15 protein-coding genes and 2 tRNA genes are annotated in these 14,514 nt (G+C 34.7%); 4 read left to right on the top strand and 13 right to left on the bottom strand.

The annotated features are described in order from the left end of the window. Positions 1-196 precede the first annotated feature (196 nt). The 3 genes from M2372_RS13920 to M2372_RS13910 all read right to left on the bottom strand — a co-directional run bounded on the left by M2372_RS13920 (position 197) and on the right by M2372_RS13910 (position 2,483). Positions 197-577, bottom strand: coding sequence for a GreA/GreB family elongation factor (locus M2372_RS13920; RefSeq protein WP_123320987.1), 381 nt, complete (start codon positions 575-577; stop codon positions 197-199). A gap of 443 nt (positions 578-1,020) precedes the next feature. Next, positions 1,021-1,413 (bottom strand): alternative ribosome rescue aminoacyl-tRNA hydrolase ArfB, encoded by a 393-nt coding sequence (gene arfB / locus M2372_RS13915; protein WP_115973923.1) that lies wholly within the window; start codon positions 1,411-1,413, stop codon positions 1,021-1,023. Between the two features lie 41 nt (positions 1,414-1,454). After that, positions 1,455-2,483 (bottom strand): AMP-binding protein, encoded by a 1,029-nt coding sequence (locus M2372_RS13910; RefSeq protein WP_123320732.1) that lies wholly within the window; start codon positions 2,481-2,483, stop codon positions 1,455-1,457. Between the two features lie 99 nt (positions 2,484-2,582). Between M2372_RS13910 and M2372_RS13905 the strand changes: the two genes are divergently transcribed. Both M2372_RS13905 and M2372_RS13900 read left to right on the top strand, forming a co-directional pair. Further along, positions 2,583-2,653: transfer RNA gene (locus tag M2372_RS13905), tRNA-Gln, on the top strand. A gap of 155 nt (positions 2,654-2,808) precedes the next feature. Beyond that, positions 2,809-2,879, top strand: a tRNA-Gln gene (locus M2372_RS13900). A gap of 174 nt (positions 2,880-3,053) precedes the next feature. On the opposite strand, the gene M2372_RS13895 is transcribed toward M2372_RS13900, so the two are convergent. From M2372_RS13895 to M2372_RS13850, 10 genes are all read right to left on the bottom strand, one after another. After that, a complete protein-coding gene (locus M2372_RS13895) occupies positions 3,054-3,254 on the bottom strand; it encodes a hypothetical protein (RefSeq protein WP_115970416.1) in 201 nt (66 codons plus the stop codon). A 5-nt stretch (positions 3,255-3,259) separates the two neighbouring features. Then, positions 3,260-3,646, bottom strand: a complete 387-nt coding sequence (locus M2372_RS13890) for a hypothetical protein (protein ID WP_115970415.1) — start codon at positions 3,644-3,646, stop codon at positions 3,260-3,262. Positions 3,647-3,766: 120 nt separating this feature from the next. Further along, complete coding sequence (locus tag M2372_RS13885; protein ID WP_123320733.1) at positions 3,767-4,069, bottom strand: hypothetical protein; 303 nt, start codon at positions 4,067-4,069, stop codon at positions 3,767-3,769. A gap of 40 nt (positions 4,070-4,109) precedes the next feature. Beyond that, on the bottom strand, positions 4,110-4,502 hold the full coding sequence (locus tag M2372_RS13880) for an ACT domain-containing protein (RefSeq protein WP_123320734.1): 393 nt from the start codon (positions 4,500-4,502) through the stop codon (positions 4,110-4,112). A 703-nt stretch (positions 4,503-5,205) separates the two neighbouring features. Further along, positions 5,206-5,838, bottom strand: a complete 633-nt coding sequence (locus M2372_RS13875; protein WP_123320736.1) for an HdeD family acid-resistance protein — start codon at positions 5,836-5,838, stop codon at positions 5,206-5,208. Positions 5,839-6,190: 352 nt separating this feature from the next. Continuing rightward, positions 6,191-7,294 (bottom strand): agmatine/peptidylarginine deiminase, encoded by a 1,104-nt coding sequence (locus M2372_RS13870; RefSeq protein ID WP_123320988.1) that lies wholly within the window; start codon positions 7,292-7,294, stop codon positions 6,191-6,193. A 4-nt stretch (positions 7,295-7,298) separates the two neighbouring features. After that, positions 7,299-7,913, bottom strand: coding sequence for a hypothetical protein (locus M2372_RS13865; RefSeq protein WP_123320737.1), 615 nt, complete (start codon positions 7,911-7,913; stop codon positions 7,299-7,301). Positions 7,914-8,016: 103 nt separating this feature from the next. Further along, complete coding sequence (locus tag M2372_RS13860; RefSeq protein WP_123320738.1) at positions 8,017-8,805, bottom strand: GyrI-like domain-containing protein; 789 nt, start codon at positions 8,803-8,805, stop codon at positions 8,017-8,019. A 186-nt stretch (positions 8,806-8,991) separates the two neighbouring features. Then, a complete protein-coding gene (locus tag M2372_RS13855; RefSeq protein ID WP_123320739.1) occupies positions 8,992-10,410 on the bottom strand; it encodes an amino acid permease in 1,419 nt (472 codons plus the stop codon). Between the two features lie 222 nt (positions 10,411-10,632). After that, a complete protein-coding gene (locus M2372_RS13850; protein ID WP_228455773.1) occupies positions 10,633-10,941 on the bottom strand; it encodes a helix-turn-helix domain-containing protein in 309 nt (102 codons plus the stop codon). A gap of 180 nt (positions 10,942-11,121) precedes the next feature. Here M2372_RS13850 and ccoN point away from each other — a divergent pair, with 180 nt between their 5' ends. Beyond that, a complete protein-coding gene (ccoN, locus tag M2372_RS13845; protein ID WP_123320990.1) occupies positions 11,122-13,401 on the top strand; it encodes a cytochrome-c oxidase, cbb3-type subunit I in 2,280 nt (759 codons plus the stop codon). Between the two features lie 18 nt (positions 13,402-13,419). Then, positions 13,420-14,307: a cbb3-type cytochrome c oxidase N-terminal domain-containing protein gene (locus tag M2372_RS13840; RefSeq protein ID WP_123320740.1), complete on the top strand. Its 888-nt coding sequence runs from the start codon at positions 13,420-13,422 to the stop codon at positions 14,305-14,307. The last annotated feature ends 207 nt before the right edge of the window (positions 14,308-14,514 follow it).

Here is a 14,514-nt window from a genome sequence, read left to right as displayed (position 1 = left end):
AAATTATTCGTGCATTCGTGGCAAATCATTCAACAGCATACAATTTTATTGCAGATAAAATCTTCGCGCCTTAAAACATCATGTATGTAAAAAACTTGCGCCTTAGCGTTTTCCAACACTTATTCTCCAGAAACAGAAAACGCAGCCCAACATGGACTACGTTTTCTTCGTAAATTCAACCCTATATGACAAAGTTTTATCCTTCCCAGGCTTCCACTTTTACAATTTCAATTTTTCTTTCCCCTTCCCTGAAAGGCCAGTTGATGATATCTCCTACTTTATACCCAACTACAGCCAATGCAATATTTGAAAGGATGGAGTGTTTATTCTTCTTAAGCTTTTCTCTGGTAGATGGCACAAAAATATATTCGTGTTCAAAATCCAGTGTATGATCTCTTAAAGTCACTTTTTTGTTAACTGTAACAATATCTTCAGACAGGTTTCTTCTCAGCACCTGTTTGGCTTTTCTCAGTTCTTCAGTTAATCTTTTCTCTTCTTCGATGCTTACTTTTTTCCTTCTAAGGGTATCTTTTATAGCATCATAAATTCCAGTGGTTACCGTAATATGATCGGACATTTTTTTTTCAATTTTAAGATTAAAAATGCAGTATTTCCCAAACGATCCAATGTAAAATCCAGGCGCAAATATGCCTTCTTTCATAGAAAACCGCAAAAAACAATAAATAAAAAATCCGGAATAATTCCCTGTCTTGGATCCTGACAGGGCTTAATTGATAAAGTCCTTAGAACTTTTCAGAAAAGAATCTGTATGCAGATACAATAATGACAGCAACAATCCTGCTCGTCGGCGATCCTCAGATAAAAAGATGGTTGCTGTCATTATGATGTTGTTTTAATTCCTACAAATATAGAACTTAAAAACGGAATGCAGCCACTGCACTTAAGGAAACTCTCGTAATCTCTACTTTATTTTCGCTCAAATCTATGGCTGCTATAGAATTGGTTTTTTATCATGGCTAATAATTTCGGCAAAAAATAAAATTCAGCGAAAGAGTTTCATTAAAGTTTAAAGCGTCTGTTTTCCTTTTTATCAGAAAGCTTTTTCTTTGCATCCAATCGCTTTTGTTTCTGGCCTTTTGATGGTTTTGTAGCAGTTCTTTTCTTAGGAATGATCAAAGATTTGTTAACAATTTCTGTTATTTTCCCGATGGCTTTATTTTTATTCATAAGTTGGGTCCTGCTCTCAGAAACCGTTAGAAACAAAAAGCCATCTGCATTGATTCTGTTTTTAAGTTTCTCCTGAATCAATGCTTTTTCTTCATCATTAAAAAATTCAGAAACCATCACTTTCCAGAGTACAGTAACTGAAGTTTCTACTTTATTAACGTTCTGTCCTCCTGCTCCACTGCTTCGGGAAGTTTTGAAACTGAGCTCTCTTGAAAAATCTTTCATTTTTTTTAATTTTGGAGGTTAGATTCGCTGAATTTCACTTTTTAAATATCTTTACTAATAAGTTTATATAGCTCCATCCTGTTAACCTTCCCATTAGGTGTTCTTGGAATTTTACCGATAAAAATAATTTCTTTCGGTTTGTGGAAATTCTTTTCAAAAGAAACCCTTGAAATTTTCTGAACCATTTCATCAGATTGATCTCCCTCAACAATTAATATCAATTTCTGGCCTAACCTTTCATCAGGTAAACCTACAAAGATTGCTTCATTCGGAATTTCTTTTTTGACAAGTGCTTCCAATGCTTCCGGAAAAATTTTCGCTCCACCAGAATTAATTACATTATCTATTCTTCCCAGAAACCTAAACTGTTTATTATTTTTAATTTCAACTAAATCATTAGTTACCAAAACTTCCGCATTAACGTTAGGAGCAAAGATGTTGAGACAACCTCTTTCATCCAGGGAAATGGTAACGTTTTCAAAAGCAGTGAAATAATCTTCCGGTTCAGGCATCAATCGTTTTAAAGCAATATGAGAAAGTGTTTCAGACATTCCATAGGTCTCAAAGATCTTATTTGACAGGTCCAGATTCATCTGAAGGATTTTATTTTTCAAACTTTTAGAAACAGCAGCTCCCCCAATAATCAAATTTTTGATTAAATGGAGTTTATCTAATGAATTTTCCACCTGAAGTGGGGTCATGGCACAGAAGTCTACTTCCTGATCCAAATGATCAACAGGATGTAAAGAGGGTTCATTCACTATTAGTCTGAGCTTTCTTTCCATAGAACGTACCACCATCATTTTGCCTGAAATATATTCTACAGGCAGGCATAGTAATGCAGTATCACCTTCTTTTAAGCCTAAAAAATTGCAGGTCATTACTGCAGAATTTATCATTTTCTTTTTTTCGATTCCGAAAATTTTAGGAATTCCTGTAGATCCTGAAGTCTGTACTTTTACAGTATTCCCTTCAGAAATCCATTCTTCTAAAAAATTTCTTACTTTTTTTTCAAAATCCGAATGAAAGGATAATTGATTAATATTGAGATTATTGAAGTCTATCAGCATATTTTCCGTAAATAAAATCCACAGTAAATTTAAAAAAAAAATCAAAAAGTTCTTGCATCTAAAGAAAAAAGCTGTAAATTTGCACCACCAAAATAAAACAGACCTATAGTGTAACGGTAACACTCCGGTTTTTGGTACCGTCATTCGGGGTTCGAATCCCTGTGGGTCTACAAACCATCCTTTTTAAGGATGGTTTTTGTTTTTAGGTTAGAGATATATTTGAATAGAAAAATGAGACTCTATATTAAGTAAAAAATAAGAATTTTCAGGGAAGATATTTGTAAATAAGAAAAAAATATATAAATTTGCAAAACCAAAATAAAGCAGACCTATAGTGTAACGGTAGCACTCCGGTTTTTGGTACCGTCAGTCGGGGTTCGAATCCCTGTGGGTCTACAAACCACTCTTTTTAAGGGTGGTTTTTTGTTTTTATGTATGTAATAAAATACAGATACTATACGCACCTGTTTTAATTTTAGTTTTCCTTCAAATTTTCACAATCGAATTCGTTTTAGAGTCAGATTTTTACTGATCGTTCACGAAAGGAAGCAGTTATGATTATAAACACTTCTATTTAATGAAATCTATAGCATTTTTAAAAAGGGCTGCCAAAGAGATCACAATTAATAAAACAGCTATAACCCACCCTCTATAATAAAGCATTTTATCATACATAGAATCATCATATCTTTTCACGTTAAAGACGTTTTCTTTAGAGCTTAATTTAAAATAGATCAAAACTAAACCTATCAATAATGTTATTAATGCCATTTTATTTAATCACTATTTTTTATTCTTTTAAATATAAATTTTTTATTGTTTTTGATAATGAGTAATGTATCACTGTTGGCTTTTTTAATAATTTTAAAAGGAAGATTAACTTCTCTCCAATAAATAGGAAACTCATCATTTTCCAAACTTCTTGGTATCAGAAACCGTCTTTCCCTTAAGCTTTTTGAATAATAAATAAAGTCATACTCTTTCTCTGCATAATATTTTTTATTGACCTCAAATTCATAGCCTATATTATACGCTCCTTCACCTTTCAAAACAGTATTGAATGAATATGTATTAAAATCTTGTATATTTTTTTCATTCTTGTCCGTACAATGGAAAATAAAAAAAATGCAGATTATAAAAATAAAAACTTTTAAGTATTTCATTGGATATTATTTTTCATATTGTTTTAAGTTTCATAAGTCTATCAGGAATAATCGTTTTGTAGAAATACATTTACAGGTCTTTATCTAGACATCTTTACAAACAATAAAACGCTCTACTTTTTAGGTAATCATACCCTTCTTTCCAAGAAACTTTAAGATGGAAGCCAGTTTATACAAATCATAATCAATTATCTCCCGTTCTCTGTTTAGAACGTTTTGTAAGAATTCCCAATCTTCTGTAAGACTTCCCATTGTAAGTTGAGCAGGTTCATCATAAGGGTTATACAATTCCTCATCAAGAATATTCCAATACAAATCATCTTCAAGTTTCACAACCTCTTTATCGTCTAGTTTTTCCAATTTATCGGACAGAATATTGATAAGTTTCCTGATATCTAAAATCGTTATACCTTCATCTTCCATGACCTAATCGATTTATCATGTTTATAAATAACTAACAATGCTAACCTTTAAGAGTGTTCAATACCTCAATAGCCTTCACAGCGTCTTTCTCATCAACAAAAATATGATCATGAAAATAAGCTGCGACTACATTGCAGCTAATCCCGGCTTCACTCAAAGCCTGTGAAAATTTTGCCGTTAGCCCAACTGCTGATAAAGAAGAATGAACTTCTAAAGTAATCCATGAAGCCACATAGCTAAAACCTAAATTCAGTTCTTCTGCATCTTCTTTTTTCACTACCACTGTTATACTCTCTATTTCCTTAAAAAGAAACAAGATTTTAGACAAGGGAATTTTATCGATATTTTCAACTGTACAATACACATATCTTCCTTCATTCAATGATGGATTTAAATTTTTCAAAATGTTCTTTAAATTCACTTCACCTTCCATAATTAATTATTTTTTAGCTGAAAATTCTTTTAATAGCTTTCATCATTATGATTGAGGTAAAATTATCAATATATTTTGATGAAATCTACTTGTCTAAGTATCAATTTTTATTTTAAGTATTGATTGAATTATAGTAACATTCTTTTCCAAATCATAATAATTGCTATTTTCCATTTTTATAACGAAATGGGATTCTCACAATATCTATCACTTTATCTCCTTTTGTTATTTTTTCCTGCTACCCCATTTTATTTCTGTAGATTTTGTATCAGCAACTTTTTACAAATGCTTTATTCCCATCAGGAAACTGAGCAGAAAAGGATTAACCGGCGGTGGGACAGAAAAATCCTCGGGCTGCCTTAATTTATATTTATTGACCAACCTATCTCCTCCTTTGGCTTTAGTTGTTTGGAAGAATGCTATAGCAGATATGGCCATACAGCTTATTAGTGTATTTTTTTCATATTTCTATGATGTATTTAAAAGTAATCAGTTACTTCAGACTAAAGCTAATTTAATAAAAACAATAGAAAGAAAAGCCTGGAAAGTAAGAATTAAAAATTCCAGCAAATTAATTTTAAGAATAATAGAAGATTCATTAGGAAGGACTTGGTAGCCTTGTCAAGGTTTTAAACCTTGACAAGGCTATTTAATTCAAAAAAAAGACCTCCAATGGAGATCCTTATTATGATTTGCTAATCAATTATTTTTTGAGATCATCAATTTCATCCTGTAAAGATCTGATCTTATCCCTAAGTTCCTGGCTTACTTTTCCAGGAATTTTTTTAACTTTTCTGAGGTCTAAAGCCAGCATAATAGAAGCTATTCCAATAAAAATGAAGGAAACCCCTGTTAATGTTACCAAAGAAATCCCTGTAAATATTGGGTTAAATATCAACAGTAAAGAAAAGATAATACCTCCTACACTTGCCAGAGCTACATTCCCCCAACTCATTATCTTCATACTTTTCAGATCAAAAGCAAAACCCAGTAGCTGAAAAGAACGGAATAACAAAGTAAATCCCACCACAAACGGAAGAATAGACATTGAAATCTGCGGATAAGCAATCAGATAAATCCCAATTGCTGTAGTCAGAAGTCCACTTACCAGAAACCAGCCCCAACCCTGAAGAGATTTACTGTTCTGTATGGAAAAGAATATTTCTGTAATCCCCGAGAACAGGAATGAAACACTGAAAAAAATGGAAAGTGTAACATACGTTGCAAGTGGCACGCTGAATACATAAAAACCACAGAGCAGAAAGAGAATTCCAAAAATCAATGGAATATACCAATGTTTAACCGTATTGGTAAGGGTTTGAAATAGATTAGCCATAGGAGCATTTTTTAAGTCTGCCTACTTTGTGATGCGGTGTTCGGCTCGTCCGCCGGAATTTCAAAAACAGATTACAATTCTCACCCGAATTTGAATAATCCTCCATTACTAATTTACAAAAAAATAACAGACCAAGCCATCAAACAGTATGTAAATCATTGATTATACCGCATTACATATTAATAACAAAATCTACCTAACTATTAATTATCATGTTTTTTATTAACCTTCTACACAAATACAAAAGATGAAATAAATAAGTATGCAATTTCTATAAAAAAATCAACCTACAAAAAAAACATTATAATACCTCTAATTATAGTTGTATCATAATGTTTTAATAAGTTCTATGCTACTTCATCAATTTTCCGGCAGGCTGCTGCTGGGTAACACAATGTACCATCCCTCCGTTTTCATATAAATTTCTCACATCTATCCCGATTACTTTTCTGTCGGGATATTGCTTCTGAATAATCTGATTAGCAACCTGATCATTAGGATCTCCGTAATTAGGAACCAGAACTACAGTATTCGCTACATAATAATTAACATAAGAACCTTTTTCATCCAGCTGTTTTCCATAAGCTGTCTTCACTTTATTTTTGGTAGCTGGCAGATATACTTTTTTATATTCCTTACCTTCAGCATTAGAAGCTGTATACAGTGTATTGATATCTTTATCGGAAAGCCCCAGTTCTACGAGATCGTCTTCGTTCATCGTGATCATGGTAGAAGAGTTGGCAAACTTCATGAAACCGTCAATGTGCATATCTGTAACATCTAATCCGGTAACACCATCCAGCCATATCACTTTGGAAACTCCATAATAGGTTTCAAACATTTCTTCCGCTTCCTGTTCTGTAATTCCTTTATTTCTTGTAGATTCTTTCTTCTGACTGATTACTGAACTTTTACAGGCCATCAGAACTCCATTTCCATCGGTTTCTACAGCTCCACCTTCATTCACCATTTCTTCATTCAGATTAATCACTTTTACTCCCAGATCTTTTCCTATACGCTGTGGAATTGCATCACAGTTTTCAAAGTCGAACTTTTCGCCCCAGCCATTGAACCCCCAATCTTCAATTAAAACATTTCCTTTATTATCCTTTACGAAGATGGGGCCGTTATCTCTGATCCATACATCATCAGTAGGATAAATCCTAAAGTCAACATTCTTCATCGGAATCTTATTTTCTTCTAAAAGCTTAATGATTCTCTTTTTTTCATCCGCATTATAAGCTATAATGTGTACCTTTTCACCGGATTGCAATGCTTTTGTCATATCAATCCAGGTTTGTTCTACTCTTTGGCGATACGTTGCGCCATGCTGATAGTGGTGAGGCCACTGCAGCCAGGTTCCTTCGTGAAGTGAAGATTCTTCAGGAAAATGATAGGTTTGTCCCATAGTATACATAAATCCAAGTATAAAAGTAAGGGTGAATAATTTGTTCATATTGTTAAAATTTCTTTCCAATAAATATTCCGAAGTTGATATCGGTTTCAAAACTGCTTCCGGTCTGGGAAACATTACTTCCTATCCCGAACTGCATGTTCTTTCTGTTTTCCAGTCCCAGACGAATGATTTGATTACTGGACTGGTGTTCTTTAAAACTAAAATCAGACTCAAGAATCAACATGCTGTAAAAATTCAGGTGATCATTAATTTTTGGAGTATATTCCAGTAAAGAATATAACCCAAATCCGAATTCCCTTGCATCTGTAGAGTAAGTAAATGCAGGAAAAACACTAATTCCAAAAACATCATTTCCTTTTCCGTAAGCCAATCCTACAGAAGGCATAATATCTTTATCTGAAATATGAACTCCTGCAGAAACTCCTAGATTCCTTCCTATTCCATAATTAATATTTTGATAGAGTTCAGGATTTACTTTTTTCAGATTATAATCATATCCAATAGTTCCCGAAGCAAAATAATTCCATTTACTTCCAAAATCTTTATCATAAATCCCCAGCACTTCTGTTTCTTTATTTCCAGCATAAGCCTGAACAGAAATTTGCGCTTTGCTATAGAAAGAGAAAAATAAAGTCAGGAGAAATAATTTTTTGTTCATTGTACTTTGTCTTTTTAAGTTTTGCAGTATAAATTCCCTTCTGGTTATTTACTGTTGCAAAATTAAAGACTCTAAAAAGCAATTCTTGTCCAAAAAGGACATCTTACCCATACAATGGAAAATAAATATGAGTGATCTCCGGTTCTTCATACTCTTCAATAACATCGGAGTTATCCAACAAAAACTGTTTTTCAGAAAGCCACAATTGATAAAATGAACGATAGGTCTCCAAAATATTTCCATAAGGACCATAATGAGTGAACCTTGCGTATTTTCCGCCAAAAATTTCACTTACCACAAATCCTTTGATTACCTCATCAGAAGTCACAGCTGCACCATATCTGCAATGCGAATGATTGGTAATTAAAGGCTGATCACGAATTACTCCGTAGGCTGCGTCGAATATTTCAGTATCCGGTTCAATTTCTTTCCATAGAGCATCTATTTCTTCGTTATTATAGTCTTTAGCTTTAATAAACTTGCAGTAAACAGAGACTGCATCTTTATATTTAAACTCAATTTTAAGATCTGTCTGATGGTTCTCTATAAATTTTTTGAAAATATCCTGTTTCTGTTTCCTTGCCTCTGCCGGTGATATTGAATATTGTTTTTTAAATGCTTTTGAAAAGGATTGAATGTTGAAATATCCCACCTGCCATGCTATTTCAGAAAGACTATCTTCTGTATAGATCAGTTTTTTGTAGGCATTCTCAAGACGCAGACGCTTTTGAAAGCCAGAAACCGTTTCGTTGAAAAGCTTGAAAAAAATACGTTGAAAATTTCGATATGAGTAATGAGATATAGACTCTATTTCATGAGCTGTGACCTCCCTATCAAAATTGACTTCAATATGGTCGATGATCTTCTGTATCTCACTAAAATTAGCCTGCATATCACATTATTATAAAAACAACAAATCATCAAAAAAAACTTGATTCTGACACATTATAAGGATCAAAATTTCATTTCCAAGTATTTAATTCTTTATTACCAATTTACGGAAAAATAATAATAAAAAAAGATGAAAACCTCACATTGGCTTTCATCTTTCATTACATTAAATATGGTTAATTATATGTTAGCTTGGTTTATAAAGCTTATACATTACAAATAAAAATCCTATCCATACTGGAATCAGAATCACCTGAATTTCCATTCCTGTAATACTCATCAGTCCTAATATAAGAACTAAAAACGCAATACAGATATAATTGGAAACCGGATAGAATATAGATGGAAATTTCGATTGAATTCCTTCTTTGGTAATTGATTTCTTAAATTTCAAATGGGTATAACAGATCATTATCCAGTTAATAATCAGAGTAGACACTACGAGAGCCATCAGGTACTGAAATGCTTTTTCCGGTACTAGTTTATTAATGATAATACAGATTCCGGCAAAACATGAAGATACAATGATTGCATTGATAGGCACAGAATTTTTATTAAGCTTTTTCAAAAACTTAGGAGCATTCCTCTGTTGAGCCAATCCGAAAAGCATACGGCTATTACTGTAAACACTACTGTTATATACAGATAAAGCAGCAGTTAATACAATAAGATTAAGAATATTTGCAATCAAAGTATTGAATTGGATTACTTTACCGAAAAGACTGAATTCTAATCCATTTAAATTTTGAAACACCATCACAAACGGACTTGAACCTTCTGTAATTTCTCTCCATGGACTTAATGAAAACAGGATCACTAAGGCTCCAACATAGAAAATTAAAATTCTGTAGATCACCTGATTGGTTGCCTGTGGAATAGTTTTCTCAGGATTTTTAGCTTCAGCAGCAGTAATCCCGATGAGTTCCAATCCTCCGAAAGAGAACATAATCATAGCCATTGCTGCAAATAATCCGGAATATCCGGTTTCCGTTTTATTGAATAATCCTTTCGGAAAAAATCCGCCGTCATTCCATAAGTTTGTGACTGTAGCTTTTTCACCTCCGGTTCCACTAATCAACAGATAAATACCGAAAACAATCATCGCAATAATTGCTATTACTTTGATAATAGAAAACCAGAATTCAGTTTCTCCATACACTTTTACAGAAGCAAGGTTAAGCGCAGTGATGACTACAAAAAAGAATAAACTGGATACCCAGAGTGGTATTTCCGGCCACCAGAAATGAATATAATGACCAATTGCTGTAAGCTCAGCCATACTTACCAGAATATAAAGAATCCAATAGTTCCACCCTGAGGCAAAGCCCGGAAAATTTCCCCAATATTTATAAGCAAAGTGACTAAAACTTCCCGATACCGGTTCCTGAACAACCATTTCACCAAGCTGACGCATGATAAAAAAGGCAATAATTCCGGCTAAGGCATACCCTAAAATCACTGAGGGACCAGCTAACACCGCTGCCGGTCCGATTCCCAGAAATAATCCGGTTCCTATGGCACCTCCAAGGGCAATTAATTGTATATGTCGATTTGTTAATCCTCTAACTAAAGTCTCGTTTTGTCCTGTTTTATTTTCGTTGCTCATTGAATGAATTATTCGGTCGCTAAATATATAAAAACTTTTCAGAGAAATTCACATTCCACGGGGTTAATTGAGAAATCCAGCGGGCTAAAAGAAGAAAACCTAATAACGATCCTTTTCAATTCAGAGGTGGACTTATAATAATTATAAAAAATCAGCCTTTACCATTGAGTAAAGGCTGATTAATCAGTCATTATTTAAAATCCCGTTGCCAGAACAGCTATATTATTTCCCATTTTCCAGATACTCATCCGGAACCGGGATATTATTCTTTTTCATATACTCCAGCAATCCCTGGTATTTATCTTCATAATCATCTATTCCACATTTGTGAGAGATGCTGCAAATATCGGAAGGCTTGATCTCTAAAATATCTGAGATTTTAGTCAGGATTTCCAGGTTAATCTTCACCTTGGAATTCTCAATATCGGAATATGCCTTTTGGGAAATACCCATTTCAAAAGCCATATACTCTTGCGTAAAATCTTTACTCCTACGGATTTTCCTGATATTTTGTCCACATATTTTCATCATTTCTGTTTTAGTAGTTTTCGGTATATTTTAGAAGATTATCTATTAGCCTCCAACAAAGTTAATAAATACCTTTGGCAAAACATTATACACGTTACATGATATTTACTTTTAACATAGAAAACGGCGAAAAATAAACCCTTTTCAGAGCAAATATCACCTCGGTAAACACTATTGGAATTTATGGAGACGCAAAAATTTAATTATGACAATAATATTGTCAGAGCATTCCTCTATGCAACAATCGCATTCGGACTTGTCGGATTTCTGCTGGGACTTACTGCCGCATTGATGCTTTTTTATCCTGAATTACCTGAATTTTTATTCGGTACAGATGATACAACTATTAAAAGTTTAGCTTCGGGCAATATTCAGGGATTAATTAATACTCAGGGAGCGATGGGCTTCGGAAGAATCAGAATGCTTCACACCAGTGCTGTAATTTTTGCCTTCGTATGTAATTCCTTCTTCTGTGGTGCGTACTATAGCATGCAGCGATTACTGAAAACAAGGATGTATAGTGATACCCTCTCATGGATTCACTTCTGGTCATGGCAGTTTATGATTGTTGCCGTAGTGATTACATTCTTAATGGGAATCAACACTTCAAAAGAATATGCTGAACATGAATGGCCTATTGATATATTAATTGCATTCTCATGGATTGTATTCGGAATCAATATGTTCGGAACTATTGCCAAAAGAAGAGTAAGACATTTATATGTAGCCATCTGGTTTTATCTGGCCACATGGATTGCCGTAGCCATGCTTCACATCTTCAATAACCTGGAAGTTCCGTTATCTTTCACAAGCTGGAAATCTTATTCTGTATACTCAGGTGTAAAAGATGCATTAGTACAATGGTGGTATGGTCACAATGCAGTAGCATTTGTATTAACAACCCCTGTACTGGGTCTTATGTATTACTTTATGCCAAAAGCAGCTCAGCGACCGGTATTCTCATACAAATTATCCATTATTCACTTCTGGTCGCTGATCTTTGTATACCTTTGGGCCGGTCCTCACCATCTACAATATACAGCATTACCAGCTTGGGCACAGGCTGTAGGAACTGGGTTTTCTATCATGTTGATTGCTCCATCTTGGGGAGGAATGCTGAATGGTCTTCTTACGTTAAGAGGAGCCTGGGATAAAGTAAGAGAAAATCCGATCCTTAAATTCTTTGTGGTAGCCATTACCTGTTATGGGATGGCCACTTTCGAAGGACCTTTATTAGCAACCAAATCTTTAAATAAAATTGGTCACTATACTGACTGGGTTATTGGTCACGTACACTTAGGAGCTCTTGGATGGAATGGTTTCATGGCATTCGGGGTGGTATATTACCTGGTTCCAATCATGTGGAGAACAAAACTTTGGTCTGTAAAACTTGCCAACTGGCACTTCTGGCTGGGAACATTAGGAATCATATTCTATGCCGTGCCGATGTATATTGCAGGGTTCACACAGGGATTGATGTGGAAACAGTTCAACCCGGATGGAACCTTATTATGGAAAAACTGGCTGGACACCGTTACAGCGATCATTCCTTACTTTAAAATGAGATTCTTAGGAGGGATATTCTATCTTTCAGGAGCTATTTTAATGGTGATCAACGTTATCAAAACTATTAAAGTAGGTTCATTCCAGAAAAATGTTCCGGCAGAAGCCCCTGCATTAGCTAATATTGGGGGAACAAGAAAAGAAGGTGAAGGTGTACACCTTTGGTTAGAAAGAACACCTACCCTACTTTCTATCCTGGCCTTCATTACCATAGCTATCGGTGGGCTTGTGGAAATCGTTCCAACCTTATCACTGAAGCAAAGTGTTCCAACAATCACTGCGGTGAAACCATACACCCCTTTAGAGCTTGAAGGAAGAGATTTATATATCCGTGAAGGATGTAACTCCTGTCACTCTCAGATGATCCGACCTTTCCGTGATGAAGTAGTAAGATTTGAAGGAAAGAACGGACAATACTCTAAAGCTGGAGAATTTATCTACGACAGACCCTTCCTTTGGGGCTCTAAGAGAACAGGACCGGATCTTCACAGAGAAGGAGGCAGAAACCCGGATTCATGGCACTTTAAGCACATGTACAACCCAAGAATTACCTCTGCAGGTTCTATCATGCCACGTTTCCCCTGGCTGATTACCAACAAACTGAACCGTACTCAGATGGTGGATAAAATGAAGCTAATGAAAAACACATTTGATGTTCCTTACACCAAAGCTCAGATCGATTCTGCTAACCAATGGGCAGACAACCAGTCAAAAGCTATTGTACAGAGAATTTATTCAGAAGCTACCGATGTAAAAGATCAGATGACTAAAGAAAAAACAGCAAAAGGAGGAGCTTATGTACCGCTTGAACAAAGAGAAATTGTAGCAATGATCGCCTACCTGCAAAGATTAGGTACAGATATTAAAACAACACAGATCCAAACCGCAAGTGCTGAGTAATCATTAAAAATTGATGTAATGAAAACGAGAACCCCAATTTCAATATATATCGCAACAACAATCGGCTTAACGATCATGGCCTTTGAAATGTTTGCCAGTGATTCAGGATATTTTTCCTCACCCTTTTTCTGGGCACTGATATTGATTGCGATTATCCTTCTGATGATTATGAACTCCATTGGAGACATGATTGAAAATGAAAGTTTCAGCAGACTATCAGAGGAAGAGAAAAAACAATATCTTGAGGAAAAGAATGTTCCTTATTATCAGAAACTTTGGAACTCTGCCTTCAAAAAACAATCTGCTACCGAAGAAAAAGATATTCTGATTGACCATGGTTTCGATGGAATTACAGAACTTGACAACTCTCTTCCCAAATGGTGGATAGGTCTGTTCTGGTTTGGATGTATCTTTTGTGTAGTGTATCTGATGGCCTTTTCATTCACAGATTATGCCCACCCGGAAGCTGAATACACCAAAGAAGCCAAAACGATGCTGGCGTCCATCGCAGAATATGAGAAAACTGCTCCACAGATTAATCTGGAAAGTGCAAAATACAGTGCAGATAATATAGCAGAAGGTCAGGAATTATTCAAAACCAATTGTGTAACCTGCCACGGAGATGGAGGAAAAGGAGGAATTGGTCCTAACCTTACCGATACTCACTGGATTAATATCAAAGAAAAAAGTTTATTTAAAAATGTTTTCTGGATGCTTGAAAATGGTTCTCCAAACAATCCTACCATGAGACCTTTCATCAAGGATGGAACCATTACCGGAAGAGATGCTGAAAAAATTGCAGCCTATATCTATCACATCAACCAGGAAACTGCTCCTATTACTGAAGCTCAAGGCGGTGCTGCACCACAGGGAGAGGATGTAAAATGGGAAAACGGAAACAACTAGAAAATTTATTATCTTAATTCATATAAACCATGCCAAGCCCCCTTTGCAACTACACTAACATTTGAATTTTCATTTTTGCTAACCTTTTCAACATTAAAAAAATGATTTAAAGGGGGCTTTTTAAAAAATAAAATCCACACCTTGGCTCGTCTTACTCAACTATTCACTTGACAACTACACAACTAAAAATTCCATAATAAGGCAGCC

This window comes from Chryseobacterium sp. BIGb0232, from assembly GCF_024810195.1.
Taxonomy (GTDB): domain Bacteria; phylum Bacteroidota; class Bacteroidia; order Flavobacteriales; family Weeksellaceae; genus Chryseobacterium; species Chryseobacterium pennae.
Note: the sequence above shows the minus strand (reverse complement) of the source record. Positions and strands in the feature narration are given on the sequence as shown.

What these genes read in the sequence shown, in the direction of transcription:
- M2372_RS13920 (WP_123320987.1), bottom strand. Translation starts at nt 577, where the DNA reads ATGTCCGATCATATTACGGTAACCACTGGAATTTATGATGCTATAAAA.
- arfB (WP_115973923.1), bottom strand. Translation starts at nt 1,413, where the DNA reads ATGAAAGATTTTTCAAGAGAGCTCAGTTTCAAAACTTCCCGAAGCAGT.
- M2372_RS13910 (WP_123320732.1), bottom strand. Translation starts at nt 2,483, where the DNA reads ATGCTGATAGACTTCAATAATCTCAATATTAATCAATTATCCTTTCAT.
- M2372_RS13895 (WP_115970416.1), bottom strand. Translation starts at nt 3,254, where the DNA reads ATGGCATTAATAACATTATTGATAGGTTTAGTTTTGATCTATTTTAAA.
- M2372_RS13890 (WP_115970415.1), bottom strand. Translation starts at nt 3,646, where the DNA reads ATGAAATACTTAAAAGTTTTTATTTTTATAATCTGCATTTTTTTTATT.
- M2372_RS13885 (WP_123320733.1), bottom strand. Translation starts at nt 4,069, where the DNA reads ATGGAAGATGAAGGTATAACGATTTTAGATATCAGGAAACTTATCAAT.
- M2372_RS13880 (WP_123320734.1), bottom strand. Translation starts at nt 4,502, where the DNA reads ATGGAAGGTGAAGTGAATTTAAAGAACATTTTGAAAAATTTAAATCCA.
- M2372_RS13875 (WP_123320736.1), bottom strand. Translation starts at nt 5,838, where the DNA reads ATGGCTAATCTATTTCAAACCCTTACCAATACGGTTAAACATTGGTAT.
- M2372_RS13870 (WP_123320988.1), bottom strand. Translation starts at nt 7,294, where the DNA reads ATGAACAAATTATTCACCCTTACTTTTATACTTGGATTTATGTATACT.
- M2372_RS13865 (WP_123320737.1), bottom strand. Translation starts at nt 7,913, where the DNA reads ATGAACAAAAAATTATTTCTCCTGACTTTATTTTTCTCTTTCTATAGC.
- M2372_RS13860 (WP_123320738.1), bottom strand. Translation starts at nt 8,805, where the DNA reads ATGCAGGCTAATTTTAGTGAGATACAGAAGATCATCGACCATATTGAA.
- M2372_RS13855 (WP_123320739.1), bottom strand. Translation starts at nt 10,410, where the DNA reads ATGAGCAACGAAAATAAAACAGGACAAAACGAGACTTTAGTTAGAGGA.
- M2372_RS13850 (WP_228455773.1), bottom strand. Translation starts at nt 10,941, where the DNA reads ATGATGAAAATATGTGGACAAAATATCAGGAAAATCCGTAGGAGTAAA.
- ccoN (WP_123320990.1), top strand. Translation starts at nt 11,122, where the DNA reads ATGGAGACGCAAAAATTTAATTATGACAATAATATTGTCAGAGCATTC.
- M2372_RS13840 (WP_123320740.1), top strand. Translation starts at nt 13,420, where the DNA reads ATGAAAACGAGAACCCCAATTTCAATATATATCGCAACAACAATCGGC.